A 20,878-nucleotide genomic window follows, 5' to 3' on the forward strand; every position below is an offset into this window, starting at 1 on the left:
CTGTCACATGTAGAGGATTCTGCGGCGGACGACGACGGCGAGGGCCGGCAGGGCGCAGGCCGCCAGCGCGCCCAGCCGCCGCCGCAGTCGTGGTGTGCCCAGCAGGACGATGAGCGAGAGCAGGTACACGTCGAGGAACGGCCGCAGCTCGCCGAAGGACGTGGACCAGATCTCGTTGGACGCGATGCCCGCCTCGATCGCGTAGAGCACGAAGGCCAGGCGTTCATGGACCGGCACGGTCGTCGCGCGCAGCGACAGCAGGGCGGCGATGACGAAAACACCGATGGTGGCGGCCTCGAGAAGCGAGATGTCGGCGAGGCCGAGATGGCCGAAGGTGAGATGGCCGACGTCGTAGCCGATGGTGTGGACGAGCGCGCCGAAGGGAAGGCCCGTGTTCCTGCTGCCGTCCGAGAACAGCGGCAGCGCGCCGGTGCGTTGGCTGATCACGAGCTGCCATGCGACGAACGCGGCCGCCGGAGCGATCCAGACGAGATCCTGCCGTCCCGGCCTGATGCGACGACGGACCATTCCGATCAGCCGCACGACGGCGATGGCCGCGGGAACGGCCAGGGCGGTCTCCCTGGTGAGCGCGGCACAGCAGAGGAGCGCCGTGGCGAGGAACGGGCGGCGGTCCCGGTAGGCGAGCATCCCGCCGAGCAGGCAGGCGTCGGCGACGGGTTCGGCAGTGTCCCTGCCGACGCTGACGGCCAGCCCGAAGTACGCGGCGAACAGCAGCCCCCACAGTGCGTGGCGGCCCGACCTGCGGGCGAACACGCCGCCGAGCGCGGCGATGGCGGCCACGGCCGCGAGGTTGACGCCGACGAGCGCGTACGGCACGGCCACGTGCTGACCGAGCGAGACCACCCAGGTCAGGGCCGGATAGCCGATGCGGGTGAACCGGTACGGCTGGTCCATGGTGATGCCGAACGCCGTCTGGTGCAGGTCCAGCGGATCGAGAGCAAGCCGGTAGAAGAACTGGCCGTCGTAGCCCGCGGCCTGCGTGAGAGGGAAGCCATGCGGAAGCTGCGCGGGGTGCGTGTAGAGCTGCCCGGCCATGACGAATCGGCGGATATCGCCCCGGGCCCAGAACTGCAGGCGCGCTGCCACGTAGCCGAGCCAGCCGAGGAAGGCGAGCAGTCCGGGGACGGCGGGCCGGTCGATCCGCGACAGGAACGGTCGCACTCGCTCCTCCTTCGTCGCATCTCGCAATGGTCCCCAGCGCACGGTGAGCCTAACGTTCCGGGTCTGCCGGTCGTTCCTGCGGTGGCGGTCGTTCCTGCGGTGGCGGTCGTGCTGTTCTTCGCCTACTTGCGACTGTCGTGGACGTATCCACTGAACTCGGACTCGGCCAACATCGAGCTGATGGCGTGGGACATGCTGCACGGGAACGTGCTGCTCCACGGCTGGTCGATGTCGGACGTGTCGTTCTACACGACGGAGCTTCCCCAGTACGCGCTGCTCGAAGCCGTGCTGGGGCTCAGTCCGGGGACGGCGCACGTGGCGGCGGCTATGACGTACACCCTGGTCGTGGTGGTCGCGATGCTGCTGGCCAAGGGGCGGACGAGCGGGGCGGAAGCCCTCGCAGGGGTGCTGCTCGTTGCCGGGATCATGCTGGCACCGCAACTGGGGACCGGTATCTTCGCCCTGGTGCTGTCCGTAGGGCACATCGGCACCGCTGTGCCCGTCATGCTCACCTGGCTGCTGATCGACCGGGCGCGGCCGCGATGGTACGTACCTCTGGCCGTCTCGGCGATGCTCGCCTGGACTCTCATCGCGGACTCGCTGGTGCTCGTCGTGGGCGTGGCGCCCCTGGGGGCCGTGTGCGGTGTGCGGGCCGCACGGGCGGGATGGCATGCCAGAAGCGGGGGTGCGGCGGCCGTACGTCGTGCACTGGCGACGCGGTGGTACGAACTGTCCCTCGCCGGGGCGGGCCTGGCCGCGGTCGTCGTGTCGTGGGCGATTGACCGGACGCTGCGCGCGATGGGCGGGTACCAGCTGCACGGCGTCCCCTATGCACTTGCGGGCTGGGCCCCGCTGGGCAGACATCTGCAACTGACCGCGGAAGGGCTGCTTGCGCTCTTCGGCGCCGACTTCGTGGGCGCACGGGGCGCGAACCTGCTGTTCGCGGTGGTGCACTTGGCCGGGGTGGCGCTTGCGTTGTGGGCGATGGCGCTGGTGCTGCGGCGCTTCTTCACCGGGGCCGGCCTCATCGACCAGGTGCTGTGGGTCGCGGTGGTGCTGAACGTGGCGTTGTACCTGCCGAGCACGCTGGTGACGTTGCTGAACTCGCGGGAACTCGCGGTGGTGCTGCCGTTTGCCGCGGTCCTCACTGCACGGGCCCTGGCCGGGTGGCGGCCGCCGGCAGCCGCGCCCGCGGCAGTGCTGACGGCAGCGCTGGCAGTGGTCGCCGCCGGCTACGCGCTGGGTCTTGCGATTGAGGAGCTGCACCCGTCGCAACCGCCGGCGAATGCGCGCCTGGCGGCGTGGCTGGTCCGTCATCACCTCACCGACGGCCTGGGCGGCTACTGGGAGGCGGGCATCGTCACGGTCGACAGCGGCCGGCAGGTGAGGATCAGAGCGCTGGCGCCGAACCTCGAGCGGTACACGTGGGAGTCGAAGGACTCGTGGTACGACCCGGAGCGGGACCACGCCGACTTCCTGGTGACCGACAGCGCGTCCGGGTTCTTCAACCACTGGGAGCCCGCCCACGACGCCGTCCTGGCGAGGTTCGGGCCTCCGGTGCGGACGTATCACGTCGGTCAGTACACCGTGTACGTGTGGGACAAGGCGTTGAACGTCAAATGAAAGATGAGAGGGGAAGGTTGCCTTTGTTGCGGGTTTCTCATCAGACGTTCATAGAACCGAGATACACCTGGGTCGGTGCCGAGTCTGCCTCGGCTGTATGACGTCGGTTGAAGACCAAGCGATGGGAACCCGAATGCGCATCCTCGTACTGGGCGGAGACGGCTACCTGGGCTGGCCGACGGCGCTGTACCTCTCGGACCGGGGCCATGAGGTCGGCATCGTCGACAACTTTGCACGCCGCGGCTACGACCATGAGCTCGGCGTCGAGAGCCTGGTGCCGATCGAGCCCATGCCGGTCAGGACACGGGCCTGGCGTGAACTCACCGGCAAGGAGATTTCCTGTTACGTCGGGGACCTGTGCGATGCCGACTTCACGACCTCGACGCTCAGGGAGTTCAGGCCGGACGCCGTCGTCCACTTCGCCGAGCAGCGCGCCGCACCGTACTCGATGATCGACCGCAAGCACGCGGTCTACACCCAGACCAACAACGTCGTCGGCACGCTCAACCTGCTCTACGCCATAGCCGACGCCGACCGCGACATCCACCTGGTCAAGCTCGGCACGATGGGCGAGTACGGGCAGCCGAACATCGACATCGAAGAAGGCTGGATCGACATCACCCACAAGGGCCGCACCGACCGCATGCTCTACCCCAAGCGGCCCGGTTCCTTCTACCACCTGTCCAAGGTCCACGACAGCCACAACATCGAGTTCGCCTGCCGTGCCTGGGGTATCAGGGCAACCGACCTCAACCAGGGCATCGTCTACGGGCAGCAGACCGAGCAGACGGCACGCGACCCGCGACTGGCCACCCGGTTCGACTACGAGGCCGTCTTCGGCACCGTCCTCAATCGCTTCGTCATCCAGGCGGCGGTGGGCGAGCCGCTGACGGTGTACGGCTCGGGCACCCAGACCAGGGGGCTGATCGACATCAGGGACACCGTCGAATGCATCAGGATCGCCTGTGAGAACCCCGCCGACCGCGGTGAGTTCCGGGTCTTCAATCAGATGACCCAGTCACTGTCGCTGACCGCGATAGCGAAGACGGTGGCCGACACCTACCCCGGCGGAGTGGAGATCGTCCATCTCGACAACCCCAGGGTCGAGGTCTGCGACCACTACTACAACGTGGTCCACACCCGCCTCGTCGAACTCGGCCTGAAGCCGCACCTGCTGTCGGACACGCTGATCGGCTCCATGTACGCCATCGTCGAACAGTACAAGGACCGCGTCGACCCCGCCGCGCTCCGCCCGTACGTCGACTGGCGCCGCACGAGCAATCCGGTGACGGCCGGGTGAGTGCCGGGTGAGTGCGGCGGCCGGACGTCCGGTCAACTCTCCAGCGCGTCCTTGTCACCCATGACGATCACCGGGTGCTGCGCTGGGTCGAGGGTGCGCAGCAGCGTGAGCATGGCGACGCGCGGCAGGGTCACGCAGCCGTGGGAGGGGCCGCCGTGGTCGAGGTGGAGCCAGATGCCGCCGCCGTGCGAGTCCCCCTCCGGCTTGCGCGGGTCCAGCGGGGACGTGCCCGGCACGCGGTTGTAGTTGATGGCGATCACGTAGTCGAAGACCCCGTCGAGCGGTTCGCCCTCGAATCCGGTGCCGGGGTCGGTGAACCGGTAGGACTGGTGGTAGGGGAGTCGTGAACCGGGATCGGGGAGCAGACCGCCCGCGTCGGTGAGCGTGAACACCCCTTCGGGGGAGCGCAGGTCGCCTTCGTGGTGGTCGGCGGTCCAGCCGTGCAGCGCGTTGTGGGCCGTCCACGAGCCCTGCGCCTGCCAGTCGCCGTCGTCGGTGCGCTGGTAGAGCACGGCCGTGGAGTCCGAGGAGCTCGGGCCGGCCCCGGTGACCAGGAGTATCTGGCGTGTCACGGAGGGGATGTGACGAGCCGTCGACGCCCCTATACCCGGCGGATAGTTGCTGCTCGGGTCGGACGGTGAAGCGGAGGGGGGCGCCGACGCGGCCGTGGTGGCGGCCGTGGTGGCGTTGGTCGAGGTGTCCTTGGACACCTCGACGGGTGCCTTGCCGAACGCCTGGGTGCACCCGACGGCGGACAGGGCGAGGAGAAGCGCCGTACCCGACAGGGCTGCGCCTCGTGCGGTGCGTACCTTCATATCTGTTCTTGATAGTGCTTACCCAGCCCTTGGTTGGCACTTGGAGTACGTGATACCTGCCACAGCATCGCACCGTGCGGGTGCAGGGAAAGTCGGTGTTTCCCGCCGGTAGGTTCCGCAACTAGATTGAACGTTCATGGAATACCGTCACCTTGGCAGCAGCGGCCTGCTCATCAGCGAGATCGCCTACGGCAATTGGCTCACCCACGGATCCCAGGTGGAGGAGGAGGCGGCGACCGCCTGCGTGCGTGCGGCTCTCGACGCCGGGATCACCACGTTCGACACCGCCGACGTCTATGCCGAGACCCGCGCGGAGGCGGTGCTCGGCCGGGCGTTGAAGGGCGAGCGCCGCGCGGGCCTGGAGATCTTCACCAAGGTCTACTGGCCGACCGGGCCCGGCAGGAACGACCGCGGCCTGTCGCGCAAGCACATCATGGAGTCGATCGACGGGTCACTGCGCCGGCTGCAGACCGACTACGTCGACCTCTACCAGGCCCACCGCTACGACCGTTTCACCCCGCTCGAAGAGACCATGGAGGCCTTCGCTGACGTGGTGCACTCCGGCAAGGCCCACTACATCGGCGTCTCGGAGTGGACGGCGGACCAGATCCGCCGCGCCCACGCGCTTGCCCGTGAACTGCGGATCCCGCTTGTCTCCAGCCAGCCGCAGTACTCGATGCTCTGGCGTGTCATCGAGGCGGAAGTGGTGCCCGCCTGCGAGGAGCTGGGGATCGGCCAGATCGTATGGTCGCCGATCGCGCAGGGCGTGCTCACCGGCAAGTACCTGCCGGGCGCGCAGCCGCCCGCCGGATCGCGCGCCACGGACGACAAGGGCGGCGCCAACTTCATCCGCCGCTTCCTCCGTGACGAGGTGCTGGAACGAGTCCAGCTGCTGCACCCGCTCGCGGCAGAGGCAGGGCTCACGCTCGCGCAGCTCGCCGTCGCCTGGACGCTGCAGAACCCGAACGTCTCCGCCGCGATCGTCGGGGCGTCCCGCCCCGAGCAGGTCGGCGAGAACGCCAAGGCCTCAGGGGTGCGGCTTGACCCCGGGCTGATGGCGCGCATCGAGGAGATCCTCGCGCCGGTCGCCGTCACCGACCCGCTGCAGACCCATGCGCAGACGCCCGCGCAGCGTCCGTGAGGTGACGCAGACAATCCTCGCTCGGGGAATGACGATCGGGCGCGGCATTCGATGCAGGAATGGCAAAGGTGGGCGAACTCGGGTAATTCGGTTCACGGCAATGGTGACGGGCGGCGCTCGCGACACTGTGACTGCTGCTGATCTCCGCCGGTCTGGTGGTCGTGTACTACGTGATCCCCATGGACCGCAGGATGACCGTCGGATCAGCGGTCATCCTGCTGCTCGCCTTTCTCGGGGCGGTGGCGGTCTTCGCCCTCCAGATCCATGCGATCGCCCACTCCCGCTACCCGGTGCACGCGCGGTCGAGTTGCTCGGCACGGTGCTGCCGCTGTTCCTGCTGTTCTTCGCCACGGCCTAATACGTCATGGAACGGGGTGATCCCGGCGCGTTAGCTCAGCCGATGACCAGGATCGATGCCCTGTATCTCTCGATGACTGTGTTCACCACGGCCGGGTTCGGGGACATCACCGCCGTCACGCAGGCCGCCCGCATCGTGACGACGGTGCAGATGTTCGGCGGTCTGCTGCTGGTGGGGGTCGCCGCACGCGTCGTCGTCATGGCGATGAAGGCGGGCCTGCGGCGTCGGGACAGCGGCGGCGGCTGAGCGCGTCAGGGCGTGGTGAGCCGCAGGTGGAGACGGACGACGAATCCCCCGTCGGTGTCCGGCCCCGCCGTCAGCGTCCCGCCGAGCAGGCTCGCGCGTTCGCTCAGGCCCACCAGGCCGTGCTCGCCGCCCGGCAGGTCGGGGTGCGGGGTGTGGACGTCGGGCGGCCCGTTGCGTACGCACACGCGCAGCGCATCGTCGTCGACCTCGACCGTCACGGCTGTGGCTGCCCCCGGCGCATGCTTGCGGACGTTGGTCAACGCCTCCTGCACCGTGCGGTATGCGGTCCTTTCCACCGGTTCGGGGAGGCTTCTGCCGTCCGCGCCATCGATCGTGAGCGTCGCGTCGACCTCGGAGGCGGCGACCAGACCGGGCAGATCGGCGAGCGTGGGCTGCGGGGCGAGCTCCGTCGGGCCCGCACCGGCCGCGCGCAGCACCAGGATCATGCTGCGCAGTTCCTCCAGGGTGGCGACGGCCAGTCCGCGCAGCGTGCCCGCGACCTGCTTGACCTCGGGGTCGCGCGCGGTGATCTCCAGCGCGCCCGCCTGGACGGCGATCAGCCCTGCCTGGTGGGAGACCACGTCGTGCATCTCGCGGGCGATGCGCGCCCGTTCCTTGGCGATGACGGTCTGGGCGTGCAGGGCGCGTTCGTGGTCGCGGAGCGTGGCCAGTTCGGCGACCCGGGCCGACAGGTCCTTCCTCGTCTGAGCGAGCAGGCCGAGCACCACAGGCCCGGTCCCCAGCAGCACCGCGTAGATCAGCTGTTGGGTGATGTCGCTGACGGACTCCTTGGCGAAGGCGCTGATGGGCCAGGGGATGAACGCTCCAACGATCACCGCGAGCGTGGCGAGCACCTTGTGGAGCATCGGGCGGCCGGTCCTGGCGACCGTGTACGCCGCGGCCATGGCCGCGATGAGCGCGTTGCCGGCGTAGAGGCCGGGGAGCGTCGCCAGCAGGACGGTGAGGGGGATGCGTCGCCGGAGGACCAGCACGCCGGCGGCGGCGAGGGAGACGGTGAAGTGCCAGTCGCGAGCAGGGAGGTTGAGCACGGCGTCGAGGCCGGCGAGAGCGACGATGGCGACGTCGATGACCCACAGTTGCCAGCGCGCATGGGTCTGCCAAAGAAAGTTGAGAAATGTCGCATTCTGGCTGTTTTGCAATGTTTGCGACCTTCGCGACTCTCGTGACTTCCGTGGCTCCCGCGACCCTCGCGCCGCCGGCCATGCCGCCGTCACGGCCGCCCCTCCCCGACCAGTCCCACTCGGTCCGCCAGCACCGCGGCCTGGATGCGGTTGGCCACCCCCAACTTGGACACCACGGCCTTGACGTAGTCCTTCACGGTGGCGACCCCTATGTGCATGCGGGCGCCGATCTCGGCGTTGGACAGCCCCTCGCCGACGTAGGCGAGCACCTCGCGCTCGCGCGGCGTCAGCTCACTGACCGCCTTTGCGGCCTGCGTTGCCGCCGCCGGCGGACGGTGCTGCTGCAGCCGCCGTACAACGGAGGAGGACAGGCACCCCGCGCCGGTCGCCACCGCGCGAACGGACCGCACCAGCACGTCGGGATCGGTGTCCTTGAGCAGGAAGCCGGCCGCGCCGAGCCGCAACGCCTCACCCAGGTATTCATCGGTGTCGAACGTGGTCAGGATGGCCACTTGAGGCGGACGCGACAGTTGTCTGAGGCGGCGCAGCACGGTGAGGCCGTCGACGTCGGGCATCCGGACGTCGAGCAGGACGACGTGCGGCCGCGTCTCCCGGACCGCCGACACCGCCTCCGCACCCCCGCAGGTCGCGACGACGGTGATGTCGGGGGCCGAGCCGAGGATCATGGCGAGCCCTGAGCGGATCAGGGCCTCGTCGTCGACGATCAGTACCCTCAGACGGGGGGTTGCTTCCGCTGGGGTCATAGGACGTTTCCCGTCTTTGTTCTCTGGCCTGCGTGTGAACAACCTTGCGAAAGGCTGTGCGCGACGCTACCGCAGCCCGAATCGCCCGAGAAGAGCAGTTCCGTAGTGGCCCGTATGCGGTCAGTCAAGGGTGCGTTCCGACGAGATCCCCCCGGCAGAGGTGGCCATTCCCTCCCAGCAGGGGTGCCGTGCGGCCGGAATGCGGCAGCACCATTCGCTCATGGTCACGATCAGTGAGGGAAAGGGGGATCCGATGCTGCGCAACCCGTCCGTCGTGACGCTGTTCGCCGCAGTGGTCGCCGTCGTAGGCGGCGCCTGCGCCTGCCTGTTGCTGGGTTGAGGATTGACGCACTGTCGGGAGCGGTCCGGCGGATCACCCCCTGAAGGGGGTGCAGATACCGCCGACCGGTGGGTGTTTGCGGGTACCGGGCGCTGGCAGTGTTGTCGACCAGCCGACGGGCAGCCCGATCGGCAGTGGCGCGGCAACCCGCCTTTGCGTCGCGGTACGCCATATCCCCCCACGCGCAGGGCGGATCCGGCGGCGGGCGGCGGGGGTGCCAGGCCAGGAACCGGGGCGGGGATGCGTGCATCCCCGCCCCGGCAGCCTGGTGGGGGAACCGGAAAAGAGGGACGGGCGGAGCCGGTCAGAAGCCGGCGAACGCGTCGGTGAACGCGAGCGGGTTCTGCGACACGCCGCTGCAGGTGGGCGATGCGGCCCCGCCCGACCCTCCGGAGCACGCCTGGTCACGGTTGACCGACCAGAACGACAGGCGTCCCACGCCGTTGCTCGCGGCCCAGCTCTCCACCGCCGAGGCGTTGTCGAGGGTGAACGTCGAACCGTCGTCATTGACGCCGACCATGGGGGTGATGCCGAGGTTGGCGTAGCTGTAGCTGGAGTCGACGGACTGCATCTGGGCGAGGGTGCTCTGCGCCGCCTGGATGGCGGCCTGCCCCATGTCCTGGGAGCCCTGGTAGTAGTCCATCGTCATGATGTTGACGGTGTCGATCTTCACTCCGGCGTCCTTGGCGGCCTTGAGGATGTTGACGCCGTCCGAGGTGAGACCGCTGGGGAGCACGGGAAGCGTCACCGAGAAGGTCAGGCCGGGGTTGGCCGCCTGAAGGTCTTTCATCGCGGTGAAGTTGCGGGTCGCGGCAGCGGTGTCGGCGACCGCGGCGCCCTCGACGTCGAAGTCGAGCGACGTGGTGCCGTATGCGTTGATGATCTTCTGGTAGCCGGAGTCGATCGCGCTCTGGTCCGTACACGTCCAGGCGAGCGGCTCACCGGCCGCACCGCCGGAGGAGACGATGACGGAGGCGCCCTCGGACTTGGCCTTGCTGATCTCCGGGTCGGTGTAGGGGTCGGAGCCCACAGGCTCGGTGTCGCCCCATATCTGGTTGCATCCGCTGCCGATGACGAAGCCGGCGGTGAAGGTCTTCACCCCGTGCTGGGTGATGGCGGTATCCAGCTGCGATTCCTGGGAGTTGGACATGTCGGTGTAGGGCGCGAACGTGCCGGCGCCCGCCGCCGCTGCGGGGGTGGTCGTCGCCGTGGCCGCGGCCACGACTGCGATCGCCGCGGCTGCGAGGCCCGCAGCGGCCTTGGGGCGTGTGATCGGGTGACGTGTCGAGGTGGGGGGACGTCGCCTCATGCCTGGTCTGTCCTTTCGGTCAGCGTTGATCAGTGTTGACGCTGTACAGTCAAGACAATGGACTAGACCAAGTGTGGCGTCAAGGGTGGTGCCGAGACTTCGTCCGCGTCAACTGGTATGACAGGACGGGGTCATTGGGGGTCTTCGGGAGCGGAGCGGAAGAGGGTGAGGCTGAAAACCCCGCGCAACAAGGATCCAGCAGCGGCAGCAGCAATCGGTGGCGGGCCGGCAGGCGGTCGCGCAACGACCGCGGCGGACGGCTGATCGGGGTCTCCCGGGGGCTGCGGCCTTTGGGCACGGTATTCGCCGAGCCGCTCACCGAGTTGGGGTAGCCGGCTACGGCCCGCGGCACGGCCGGGCATGAAAAGTCGGTGGACGGCTGGCGCTCCCGTGGGAAATATATGCGGCATGTCGAATGACTATTCATTGAGGTGGCCGACCGGATTCCGCGCATACACCGGGCACGGCGGACTGCGCGAGCACGGCGACGACATATCGGTCGTCGCGTCGGATCGTCCGTCGGTCAGTGCCGCCATGTTCACCAAGAGCCTCTTCGCAGGCCCGGCCGTGGTGCTCAGCCGAACCCACGCCGCGGGGCGGGGCCTGCGTGCGGTGACGACCCTGGCCCAGAACGCGAACGTGGCCACCGGGCGGCAGGGCGCCGAGAACGCCGCCGAGGTCGTCCGCCGGGTCGCCGGGATGCTGGGCATACCGGACGGCGAGGTGCTCATCGGCTCCACCGGCGTCATCGGACGGCCGCTGCCGATGGACACGATCCGTGCGCATTTCGACGCGGCCGCCGAGGGCGCTCTCACGGCGTTCGACGCCGGACCACTCGATGTGGCCCGGGCGATGATGACCACCGATACCCGGCCGAAGACCGCGGCCCGCACGGTCGGCCGGACCCGCCTCGTCGGTGTCGCCAAGGGCGTCGGCATGCTGGAGCCCAATATGGCCACCATGCTGGCCTATGTCTTCACCGACGCGGAGATCTCCCCGGACGGATTGGACGGCGCACTGCGCGCAGCGGTGAATCGCACGTTCAACTGCCTGAGCGTCGACACCGACACCTCCACCTCCGACACCGTGGCCGTCATCGCCAACGGCGCGACCGGACCGGTCGATCCGGCAGAGTTCTCCGCCGCCCTCTACGACCTGTGTCTCGACCTCACCCGGCAACTGGCCAGTGACGGCGAAGGCGCCACCAAACTCCTGCGTGTCACGGTCGGTCAGGCCGCCGACCACGGGCAAGCCAAGCGCATCGCCAAAAGCGTGGTGAACTCCCCGCTGGTCAAGACGGCCGTCCACGGAGCCGACCCCAACTGGGGGCGCGTCCTGATGGCCATCGGCAAGAACACCGACGACACCGACATCACCCCGGGCGATGTCACCGTCAGGTTCGGCGACATCGAGGTGTACCCCGAAGAGCCCGCGGCCGACACCCTCGACGCGCTCACCGCCGTCATGCGGAGGGACGAGGTCGACATCGTCATCACGCTCGGCCTCGGGAAGGGCGAAGCCACGGTCTACGGCTGCGACCTGTCCGCCGACTACGTCCGTGTCAACGCGGACTACACGACGTGATGGAGACCCGTTCCGGAGCCCTGCTTCATCCCGTCCCGGGTTCCGCTCGACACGGCGACCGGCACCGTCGGCAAAGCGCCGGCGGCCAGGGACTGTTTCCGCCGGCCGTCGCCCTCACCCCCGTCCCGGTGCCGCAGGAACCCTCGGGTCAGCGGAACCGGGCGGCGACTTCGGCCAGCCGGTCGAGCACGTCGAGGGTTTCGCCTTCCGGCTTGGTCGGCAGGTAGAGGCACAGCCGCTCGACGTCCAGCTGCGCATAGCCCTCGATCACCTCCGGCTTGCCGGACACCCCATACACCGTCACCGGCACGTCACGGCCCGCCGTCTTGCGCATCTGCTCGATCAACGGGCCGAGCGTGTCGGGCGGCAGGCTGTTGGCAAGCCAGGCGTCTCCCAGCTCCGCGATCCGCGGGAACGCCGCCTCGCCGCCGCCGACATAGATCGGCGGGTGCGGCCGCTGCACCGGCTTGGGCCAGGCGTAAACGGGATCGAAGTCGACGAACTCCCCATGGAATTCCGCCTGTTCCTTCATCCACAGTTCGCGCATGGCGCGCAGCCGCTCGTTGACCAGCCGCCCCCGGGTCGCCGGATTGGTGCCGTGGTTCTCCATCTCCTCCCGGTTCCAGCCGACACCGATGCCGAAAATGGCACGGCCGTTGGAGACCAGGTCGAGGGAGGCCACCTCCTTAGCCGTCACGATCGGATCGCGCTGCGCCACCAGCGCGATCCCGGTGCCGACCAGCAGCCGCTCGGTGACGGTCGCGGCTGCGGTGAGCGCGACGAACGGGTCGAGCGTGCGGTAGTAGATCTCCGGCAGCTCGCCGCCGCCGGGGTAGGGGGAGCGGCGCTCCACGGGGATGTGGGTGTGCTCCGCGATGAAGAGTGAGTCGAACGAGCGTTCCTCCACTGCGCGCCCGAGCGCGGCCGGTCCGATGCCCTGATCGGTGATGAACGTCGCGATCCCGAATTTCACGTCTGCTCCTCCGGCAGCTGGATGGCGGATTTCGTTGGATGATGACAGTCCATCACTTCTGCGCCGGATCGAGGAGAGCGTCGACGGCACCGAGGAACGCGGTGTCGTCGGCGGGCAGCCGGTGATGGTGCCGGTGGACGCCGCCGGGCGTCCACTCGGTGAGTACCGCCCTCAAGTGGTAGCCGCCCACGGCCGGATCGGCCGGGGCGCGCTCCAGCAGCAGATAGCGGACTGCACGTTTGGGCCGTGCGGCGACGAGTGCGCAGTAGGCCTCGCCGGGATGGAGCGGCTCGGGGAGGGTGACCAGCAGCATCCCGTTCCCGACCGTCCTCGCGCCGAGGCCCTCGGCCTGACGCTGCCGCCGCGGCGCGGTCTCGTCGGCCGCGGCCGCCCACATCCGTGCGAGGACGGCCTGCTCGCGCCCGTCACGTGCGGCGGCGAGCAGCCGGTACGGCACCTCCAGCGCCCGGTCCCGCAGCACGCGGTGCGCAAAGCGGTAACTGTGCTGACGTTCAGGGCACGACCAGGGGTCCGCCGCTGCGGCCTGCGCCCGGCGCGCCGCAACTGCCGGGGTGTCGCGCACCCGGGCGTGGGGGCGCAGCAGGTCGGTGAATCGGGGCAGCGGTTGGTCCACGGCTACGATGTTCATATCGGTGTACCTCTATCAACGGGCTGGCCGCCGCTGCCGCCCGGCGCGCGCATCGTCGCGAACGCATACGCCAAAGCCACCCGAACGGGCGGCATTTGACGGTGACCGGATCAGGCGGCCGGAGGGCGCGGCTCGGATTCGCCCTCCGCCTCGGCGGTGACGGCGGCGTCCACCGCGTCAGCGCTCACCGCCATCCGCACCGCGGCGTAGTAGATGACCAGACTGAAGACGATCACGATCAGCAGATCCCACCACTCCGGGAGGGATCGGACACCGCCGTAGCGACCGAACCGGCCGATGAGGACCAGCCCGGCGAGCCAGGGCCACACCCACAGGGCCGGCCTCCAGCGCAGCGCCCTGCGCTCGGTCGCCGGGGTGGCGAGCCTGCTCCCGGCGAAGACGGCGAGGCCGAGCACGATCGTGAACCCCAGCTTCCAGTCCGCCTCGTACCCGGACCAGTAGAAGATCAGATCGGCGAAGACGAACCCCGCCGGGCCCAGCACGCGCCAGGCGGGAAGGCGGTACGGGCGCGGCCTGTCCCCGTCCCGCACCCTCAGGGCGTACAAAGCCACCGGCGCGTACGCGTACATCACCGCGGCGGCAGAGGTCACCAGGCTCACCAGCGCCTTCCAGCTGGGGAACGGCAGGAAGGCGATCTCGCCGACCACGAAGGCGAGGAGGACGGAGACGACCGGAATGCCGCGGCGGCTGACCCGGGCCATGGGCCTGGGCAGCAGCTGCTCGCGTCCCATGGCGTAGGCCAGGCGGGTGGCACCGGCCAGGTAGACCAGGCCGGTGCCGGCCGGAGAGACGACCGCGTCGACGTAGAGGATGCTCGCCAGCCATCCCGCTCCCACGGCGGTCGCCAGCGTGGCGTACGGGCCGAAGTCGCCCTTCCCGACGGGGTTGGCCCAGCCGTGGGCGACCGCCGCCGGATCGAGTGCGGCGATGAAGGCGATCTCCAGCAGCAGATAGACTGCGGTGCCGATGGCCATGGCGACGATCACCGCCCGGGAGACGTCCCGCTGCGGGTCGCGTGCCTCACCTGCCAGTTGAATCGCCTGCTCGAAGCCGAGGAAGGCGAAGACCACACCGGCGGGCAGCGCGGCGAAGACGCCGTGTGCCCCGTACGGCGCGAAGCCGCCGCCCGCGGTGAAGTTCGATGCGTGGAAGACGAGGGAGAGCAGAACCGCCACAGTCAGCAGCGGCACGGCCGTCTTGAAGACGACGGTGATCGAATTGGTCGCTGCCAGCAGCTTTACACCGACGATGTTGATGAGCGTGAAGAGCAGCATGAAGCAGCTTGCGATCAGAAGTCCCCAGGCGGTGAGAGTGCCATCCGGGTGGAGGATGCGGACCTGGTCACGGACCCAGCCGATGCGGTCGCAGTACGACAGCGTGGCCTCGACCTCGATCGGGGCGATCAGGACCGACCGCAGCCACGACATCCATCCCGCGGTGAAGCCGACGACCGGTCCGAACGCGAAGAAGGGGAACCGCGCGGTGCCTCCCGCGACGGGATACGCGGCGCCCAGCTCCGCGTGGACGAGCGCGAGCACGGCCAGCATCACCGAGGCGAGCACCCAGGAGACGAGCGACGCCGGTCCGGCGATCACGGCGGTGGTGAGTGCGCCCAGCAGCCAGCCGGACCCGATGATCGACCCGAGGGAGATGAACATCAGCCCCCAGAAGCCGACCGCCCGGCGCAGCCGTCCGAGCCCGGCACCCCTTGCATCATCAGCCGCATTGGTCTTCGTCATGGGCGCTACCGCTCTCCCCACCCATCCTCGGGGCGCTGGGCGCGGCTCGCATGTCGGCTCGCATGTCCGTCTGTGATGAGTCTCTGTCCGTGATGAGCTGGTCGGCCCCCGACGGGGACCCCTCGGCCCCCTTTCACGGCGCGCGGAATATCTGATCATTGCCACGGGTTCACCTGTCAACGAAACCGGGACCGCCGCCACAGCGGCCGGCGGACCGACAGCCACAGGCAGAGCCCCATGGCGGGGTCGGTCCGCAACTCTCTTGCCCCTGCGGCCGGCTGCGGCGGGCCACGTCTGGGCCGTGCATTGGTGACGCAGGCGGGTGCACTCAGTTGTCGGCCTTTTCCACAACGCACACCCGAGGTACATGTGATGAAGGGGTTTGCTGCGGCAAAGTGGTCTTACGTCACGCGCAGGGTCACCGAGCGCGATCGGACCGTGCCCGGCGGATTCGTTCGCGGACCACGACTGGGTGATCTGGTGGTCGCCACTGTCGTGAAGGTGGGCGCACACGATCATCTGGAGGACGTGCACGGCCGCCGCGTCCGCCTGTATCCCGATGACATCGTGGTCGGTGCCTACGGCAACCGGTATGCCACGGACTTCTTCGAGGGTTATCTGCCGACCGGCCCCCATGTGCACCTGCTGACCGCCGGGGGCCTGGTGGGCACGGTCGCCTCCGCGCACTCACGCCGTCTTCCGCCCACCGAACTGAAGGTGATCGGTGCGCTCGACGACCGCTCCGGAAGGCCGCTGTCGGTGGAGCACTTCGCCCGGCCGGCTCCGCCGCACGCGGCGGCGGAGTGGGGGACCACGGTGGTCGTCGGCTCCTCGATGAACTCCGGCAAGACGACGACGGCATCGGCCCTGGTGCGCGGCTGGGCGCGAGCGGGGCTGTCTCCCGGAGCGGGTAAGGTAACCGGTTCCGGCAGCGGCAAGGACCGCTGGATGTATGTCGACGCGGGCGCCGGCCCGGTGGCCGATTTTCTCGACTTCGGCATGTCCTCGACGTTCGGGCATCCCATCGGGCGTCTACGGACCACGGCCGTCGCCATTCGTGACGCCCTCGTCGACGACGGCGCGGACGTGGTGGTCCTGGAGATCGCCGATGGGCTCCTGCAGTCCGAGACGCGCGCGCTCGCGGAGTGCCTGCCGCATTACGCGGACGGTGTCGTGCTGACGGCGGCCAACGCACTGGACGCGGTGGCCGGGGTGGCCATCCTGGACGGCCTGGGGGTCGACGTCCGCGCGATCAGCGGTCTGGTGACGGCCAGCCCCCTCGCCTCCGAGGAGGCACACGCCGCCACCGGTCTGGACGTGGTCTCCCCCGCGCAACTGGTGGACGGCGGCGCGGTGGATCTGCTGCCGGGGCCGGGGAGACGGGCGGCCCCCTGGGACTTCTCGCAAGCCGGCGCCTCCCGCTGCGGAGATGCTGTCGCATGATTCCGGCGTTGGTGTATCTGCCGGACGGGCGAGCGGGGCCCGGACGGTTGGCGGAGGCAGCCCTCGATGTGATCGAGGTGAACCCGGCGGAGCTGGTGCTGCCGGAGGTCACCGTCAGGGACGAGCGCAGTGGGTACCTGCTGGACGGCGCCGCGATGACATTCGATCCGGCCGCCGGGGGCGGGCCCCTGGCCGATCCCGCTGCGGAACGGCAGGCCAGAGCCTTCGGCGTCGCCAACACCGCCTTCCACGCACAGCGCGCGTTGCGGTTCGCCGCCGCCGTGCTGGGCCGCAGCCTTCCCCGCCTGGTGATCAGAATCGGGATGCACGACCAGCCCCGCCACTGGCACGGCGGCCACTACCGGCTTCCCGCTCCGTCATCCGAGGGTGAGGAGCCACCCGATGTCAGCGCGGACGGCGAGGTCCATCTGGGCGGCGGTGCGGGATTCATCACCATGCCGGGCGCAGACCGCTACTTCAACGTCCCCGCGCACAACTGCGCGATCATCTGTCACGAGGTGGGCCACCACATCTGCCGCCACACTGCGGACTTCCGCCTCAACCGGCTTCGCCCTGCGACGAGTCAGAGCAACGGGAAGACCGCCATCGACGAGGGCACGGCGGACGCCATCACCGCCATCCTGCTGGGCACCCCGGACATCTACGCCTGGCACCGTGGCTTCATCGCCGAGTGGGACCAGCGGCGGCGCAAGCTGCACCCCCGCTGGACAATGGCTCAGTTCAGGGGCGGGCACGACCAGGATCCGCACGCCGACGGCACCGTGTGGGCCTCCGCGTGCTGGTCGGCGCGTGAGCGGGTTGCCGCCGCCGGTGTCGATGCGGCACGTTTTGACGCCGCGCTGCTGCGGGGCCTGGAGTCGGCGGACGACGACGCCGCGGCGCTGACCGAGGACGCGCTGCGCAAGCGCCGGCACTTCTCCCGGTTGCTGACCGCTATCACCCGCGCCGACCCGGCGCTCGCGCCCCTGGTCCTGGCCGCCATGGCCGAGCACGGCATCCGCCCCGGTGCGAGCAACGCGACGCTGCGCGACGCGGCTCGCGCGCACCTGGCAAGGGCGGACCGGGCACAGGCGGATCCGGCAAGGGCGGTGTACCCATGAGGATCCGACGGAGGGACTTCGGGCTGCTGCGGCATCTGTGGCGATTCCGCTCCTACGGCCGCCCGCACCTGGGCACACTCCTGCTCGGCGTGGGGCTTCGCATCGCCGAGCTCATCGCCGATCTGGCGGCGCCCTGGCCACTGGCGCTCGTCATCGACGACGTACTGCGGGGGCGCACCGGAGGCCCGCTAGCCGGCCTTGCCGCCGTGGTCGGGAAGTCCCCGATCGCCATGATGACCGTGGCCGCCGTCGCCTTGTTGCTGATCACCTTCGCCTCCGGCGCCTTCGACTACCTGGGCGACCGGGTGATGAACGGCGCCGGGGAACGCATCACCGCGGCCATCCGCTCGGACGTCTTCGCCTATATGCAGCGGCTCCCCATGAGCTACCACGACCGGCAGGCGGTGGGGGAGCTGACCAGCCGCATATCGATCGACACCAGCCGCATCGAGGATGCGCTGGTCGACCTGTTCTCCACCCTGCTGCCCGGGCTGCTGGCCGTCGCCGGCTACGCCACCGTCATCCTCTGGGTCGACTGGCGGCTGGGACTGATCGCGATCGCGGGAGCCCCACTGGTCTTCGCCACCGCCGCCCGCTACACCAGGCTCACCCGCCAGTCACAACGCCGACGCCGCGCCGCCGAAGGACACCTGGCAAGCCAGGTCGCCGAGTCCCTGCAGGGCATCCGCACCATCCACGTCTTCGGCCGCCACGACCTGCACGACGCCCGCTTCGCCAGCAGCAACGACGCCACCCTCGCGGCCGGACTGCAGGCGGTCGAACTGCGCGCCCGCTTCACCCCGCTTCTGGAGGCCGTCGCAGCCGTGGGCACTGCAGCGCTGCTGTGGATGGGCGGCTTCGGCGTCCTCCATCACTGGTGGACGATCGGGCTTCTCGTCGTGGTGACCAGCTACCTCAGCAACATGGTCAAGCCCATGCGGTCGCTCTCCCGGCTCTCGATCACCTTCCCCCAGGGCGCTGCCTCGGCGGAACGCGTCGCCGCCATCCTCGACCAGCCGGCCGCGCCGGCCGCGCCTGACCGTCCGCTGCCCCACCGCCTCACCGGCCGGATCGAGTTGTGCGGTATCACCTTCGACTACGGCCGCGGGCCCGTACTGCGCCACTTCGACCTCACCGTCGACGCCGGCGACCGCGTCGCCCTGCTCGGGCCCAACGGGACCGGCAAGTCGACCGTGCTCTCCCTCATCGCCGGGCTCTACCCACCCACTCGAGGCCATCTGCGGCTGGACGGGCTGCCCGTCACCGAGTTGCCCGCCTCCTGGCTGCACAGCCAGGTCGCGATGGTGCTGCAGGACACCTTCCTCTTCTCCGGCACCCTCGCCGACAACATCCGCTACGCGCGGCCGGACGCCACCCCGCTCGAAGTGAGCCGGGCGGCACAGGCAGCCCTGGTCACCGAGTTCACCGACCGCCTCCCCGACGGCCTCGCCACTCGGCTCACCGACCGCGGGACCGGCCTGTCCGGAGGACAGCGCCAACGCGTCGCCATTGCGCGCGCCCTGCTCGCGGACGCCCCCGTCGTGCTGCTGGACGAGCCCACCACCGGTCTGGACACCGACGCCGAAGAGCTGGTCATCCGGGCGCTCGGCCGCCTCGTCGAGGGCCGCACCGTCATCATGACGACTCATCAGCCCGCCCTCACCCGCCTGGCCACCCGCACCATCCACCTCGCCGCCGACGGCGCGGAGCGCCATGAGCGCCCGTCGCCGGGCTCGCACAACGGGCAGCGGCCGCGGCGAGGGGATCCCGCAGCCTTGTGGTCTCGTCGCGCCGGGTCTGTCCCCCGCAGATAATTCACTCTATGATGAATTAAGCGGCCGAGGACAAGGAGCAGGCGGGATGTCATCCATCGTGTGCACGATCGAGATCGCCCGGCCGCCGGGCGAGGTCTTCGCGTATGCCACCGATCCCTCACGGTTCGCCGAGTGGCAGCGTGATGTCGTGAGCGTACGGAATGCGGGGGATGGTCCGAACGGCGCGTACGGCAAAGGCTCACGATTCACCACCGTCCGGCGGATCGGTGGTTCCGAGCGGACGATGACCCAGGAGATCACGGAGGTCACCCCCTCTCGTAGCTGGGCCGCTCATGGCGTCGACGGGCCGATCAGGCCGAACGCGGGTGTCAGCGTCGAGCCCGTCGACGACGGCGCGGGATCGAGGGCCACGTTCACCTTCGACTTCGAGGGTGAGGGGATCGGCGTCCTGCTGCTGCCTCTCGTCCGGAAGATGACAGCGAAAGGTGCTCCTGCCAGCCTCCGTAACCTGAAGGCGCTGCTGGAAAGCGGCGACTAGCCAGCCTAGCCCCGTACTTCGCAGGTCACCCGATCGTGACGATCGACAGGTCGGAGTCGATCGCCTGGCGGGCGGGATCGGTCAGGAGCCGCCGACAAGGGGCCGACCTGGTCGCTCTCGGACGCCAAGAGGCCGCTGCGGCGAACCTTTTCAGCGACCTGCGAAGTACGGGCCTAGCCAGCCGTCCGTACAGTGCGTCAGCGCCTGTGCCGCCGCCGTGCCAGCACGACGGCCAAGACGGCCAGTGCCACCAACACCCCCGCCGCGGCCACGCGCTTCGCGACCGATGGGCCCGCCGTGCGCAGGAGGTCCAGGGGCTCGGGCTCGGGCCTGGGCTCGGCGTGCGTCTGCGCCTCCGGCTCCGGTCGACTGGTGAACTGCTCGGCGAGGCACGCCGCGAACCGGCCGACCAGCTTGTCGCTCACCTCCGCCATGACCCCGCGCCCGAACTGCGCCGGGCGCCCGGTGACGGACAGGTCGGTGACGACGGCGACCGCCGTGCCCCCGTCCTGCTCGCGCAGCATCCCCGTCACCGTGGCCTTTGCCGTGCCCTGGCCGCGGATTTCCTTGCCGCGTGCCGACAGGACCAGGCGGTGCGTGTCCGCGTCCTTCTTCGTGAACGTCGCCGTGCCGCGGTATGTGAGCGTAACCGGGCCGACCTTCACCTTCACCGAACCGGAGACGTCGTCACCCTCCACGCCGTCCACGGTCGCGCCCGGCATACACGGCGCGACGCGTTCGATGTCGAGCAGCGCCTGCCACGCCTCCTCGACGGGTACCGGAACGGTGAACTCGTGGCGCAACTCCATGCCTTC

Annotated in this window: 18 protein-coding genes; 9 read left to right on the forward strand and 9 right to left on the reverse strand. The window is 69.5% G+C overall.

Annotated features, from left to right (window positions below; genetic code table 11):
• Nucleotides 1–3: 3 nt before the first annotated feature.
• Nucleotides 4–1,182, reverse strand: coding sequence for an AZOBR_p60025 family cell surface glycopolymer formation protein (locus NGB36_RS02820; protein WP_255918401.1), 1,179 nt, complete (start codon nt 1,180–1,182; stop codon nt 4–6).
• An 81-nt stretch (nt 1,183–1,263) separates the two neighbouring features.
• On the opposite strand from NGB36_RS02820, the gene NGB36_RS02825 reads away from it, so the two are divergent.
• Nucleotides 1,264–2,805: a hypothetical protein gene (locus NGB36_RS02825; protein ID WP_255918402.1), complete on the forward strand. Its 1,542-nt coding sequence runs from the start codon at nt 1,264–1,266 to the stop codon at nt 2,803–2,805.
• Nucleotides 2,806–2,926: 121 nt separating this feature from the next.
• On the forward strand, nt 2,927–4,105 hold the full coding sequence (locus NGB36_RS02830; protein WP_255918403.1) for an NAD-dependent epimerase/dehydratase family protein: 1,179 nt from the start codon (nt 2,927–2,929) through the stop codon (nt 4,103–4,105).
• A gap of 32 nt (nt 4,106–4,137) precedes the next feature.
• On the opposite strand, the gene NGB36_RS02835 is transcribed toward NGB36_RS02830, so the two are convergent.
• A complete protein-coding gene (locus NGB36_RS02835) occupies nt 4,138–4,920 on the reverse strand; it encodes a L,D-transpeptidase family protein (protein ID WP_255918404.1) in 783 nt (260 codons plus the stop codon).
• A 136-nt stretch (nt 4,921–5,056) separates the two neighbouring features.
• Here NGB36_RS02835 and NGB36_RS02840 point away from each other — a divergent pair, with 136 nt between their 5' ends.
• Together NGB36_RS02840 and NGB36_RS02845 are read left to right on the forward strand one after the other, a co-directional pair.
• The gene (locus NGB36_RS02840) at nt 5,057–6,061 is read left to right on the forward strand and encodes an aldo/keto reductase family protein (RefSeq protein WP_255918405.1); all 1,005 of its coding nucleotides are present in this window, start codon (nt 5,057–5,059) and stop codon (nt 6,059–6,061) included.
• A gap of 400 nt (nt 6,062–6,461) precedes the next feature.
• Complete coding sequence (locus tag NGB36_RS02845) at nt 6,462–6,665, forward strand: potassium channel family protein (RefSeq protein WP_255918406.1); 204 nt, start codon at nt 6,462–6,464, stop codon at nt 6,663–6,665.
• 5 nt (nt 6,666–6,670) lie between these two features.
• Here the strand turns inward: NGB36_RS02845 and NGB36_RS02850 are convergent, their stop codons facing one another.
• The 3 genes from NGB36_RS02850 to NGB36_RS02860 all read right to left on the reverse strand — a co-directional run bounded on the left by NGB36_RS02850 (nt 6,671) and on the right by NGB36_RS02860 (nt 10,220).
• Nucleotides 6,671–7,825: a sensor histidine kinase gene (locus NGB36_RS02850; RefSeq protein ID WP_255918407.1), complete on the reverse strand. Its 1,155-nt coding sequence runs from the start codon at nt 7,823–7,825 to the stop codon at nt 6,671–6,673.
• A gap of 71 nt (nt 7,826–7,896) precedes the next feature.
• Nucleotides 7,897–8,571, reverse strand: a complete 675-nt coding sequence (locus NGB36_RS02855) for a response regulator (protein WP_255918408.1) — start codon at nt 8,569–8,571, stop codon at nt 7,897–7,899.
• A 644-nt stretch (nt 8,572–9,215) separates the two neighbouring features.
• A complete protein-coding gene (locus tag NGB36_RS02860) occupies nt 9,216–10,220 on the reverse strand; it encodes a chitinase (RefSeq protein WP_255918409.1) in 1,005 nt (334 codons plus the stop codon).
• Nucleotides 10,221–10,628: 408 nt separating this feature from the next.
• Here NGB36_RS02860 and argJ point away from each other — a divergent pair, with 408 nt between their 5' ends.
• Nucleotides 10,629–11,804: a bifunctional glutamate N-acetyltransferase/amino-acid acetyltransferase ArgJ gene (gene argJ, locus NGB36_RS02865; protein ID WP_255918410.1), complete on the forward strand. Its 1,176-nt coding sequence runs from the start codon at nt 10,629–10,631 to the stop codon at nt 11,802–11,804.
• Nucleotides 11,805–11,952: 148 nt separating this feature from the next.
• Here the strand turns inward: argJ and NGB36_RS02870 are convergent, their stop codons facing one another.
• The 3 genes from NGB36_RS02870 to NGB36_RS02880 all read right to left on the reverse strand — a co-directional run bounded on the left by NGB36_RS02870 (nt 11,953) and on the right by NGB36_RS02880 (nt 15,186).
• Nucleotides 11,953–12,777: an LLM class F420-dependent oxidoreductase gene (locus tag NGB36_RS02870; protein ID WP_255918411.1), complete on the reverse strand. Its 825-nt coding sequence runs from the start codon at nt 12,775–12,777 to the stop codon at nt 11,953–11,955.
• Between the two features lie 52 nt (nt 12,778–12,829).
• Nucleotides 12,830–13,426, reverse strand: a complete 597-nt coding sequence (locus NGB36_RS02875; protein ID WP_255918412.1) for a hypothetical protein — start codon at nt 13,424–13,426, stop codon at nt 12,830–12,832.
• 110 nt (nt 13,427–13,536) lie between these two features.
• A complete protein-coding gene (locus NGB36_RS02880) occupies nt 13,537–15,186 on the reverse strand; it encodes an APC family permease (RefSeq protein WP_255918413.1) in 1,650 nt (549 codons plus the stop codon).
• A gap of 480 nt (nt 15,187–15,666) precedes the next feature.
• Here NGB36_RS02880 and NGB36_RS02885 point away from each other — a divergent pair, with 480 nt between their 5' ends.
• The 4 genes from NGB36_RS02885 to NGB36_RS02900 are packed head-to-tail and all read left to right on the forward strand — an operon-like array spanning nt 15,667 to nt 20,063.
• Complete coding sequence (locus NGB36_RS02885) at nt 15,667–16,629, forward strand: DUF1611 domain-containing protein (RefSeq protein ID WP_255918414.1); 963 nt, start codon at nt 15,667–15,669, stop codon at nt 16,627–16,629.
• Complete coding sequence (locus NGB36_RS02890) at nt 16,626–17,750, forward strand: hypothetical protein (protein WP_255918415.1); 1,125 nt, start codon at nt 16,626–16,628, stop codon at nt 17,748–17,750. Before NGB36_RS02885 ends, NGB36_RS02890 begins: the two co-directional genes overlap by 4 nt.
• Complete coding sequence (locus NGB36_RS02895) at nt 17,747–19,564, forward strand: ABC transporter ATP-binding protein (RefSeq protein ID WP_255918416.1); 1,818 nt, start codon at nt 17,747–17,749, stop codon at nt 19,562–19,564. Before NGB36_RS02890 ends, NGB36_RS02895 begins: the two co-directional genes overlap by 4 nt.
• Nucleotides 19,565–19,610: 46 nt before the next feature.
• The gene (locus NGB36_RS02900; RefSeq protein WP_255918417.1) at nt 19,611–20,063 is read left to right on the forward strand and encodes an SRPBCC family protein; all 453 of its coding nucleotides are present in this window, start codon (nt 19,611–19,613) and stop codon (nt 20,061–20,063) included.
• A gap of 197 nt (nt 20,064–20,260) precedes the next feature.
• Here the strand turns inward: NGB36_RS02900 and NGB36_RS02905 are convergent, their stop codons facing one another.
• Complete coding sequence (locus NGB36_RS02905; protein WP_255918418.1) at nt 20,261–20,872, reverse strand: SRPBCC family protein; 612 nt, start codon at nt 20,870–20,872, stop codon at nt 20,261–20,263.
• Nucleotides 20,873–20,878 lie beyond the last annotated feature (6 nt).

The sequence above is a fragment of the Streptomyces humicola genome (genome assembly GCF_024436035.1).
In the GTDB taxonomy this organism is placed as follows: Bacteria; Actinomycetota; Actinomycetes; order Streptomycetales; family Streptomycetaceae; genus Streptantibioticus_B; species Streptantibioticus_B humicola.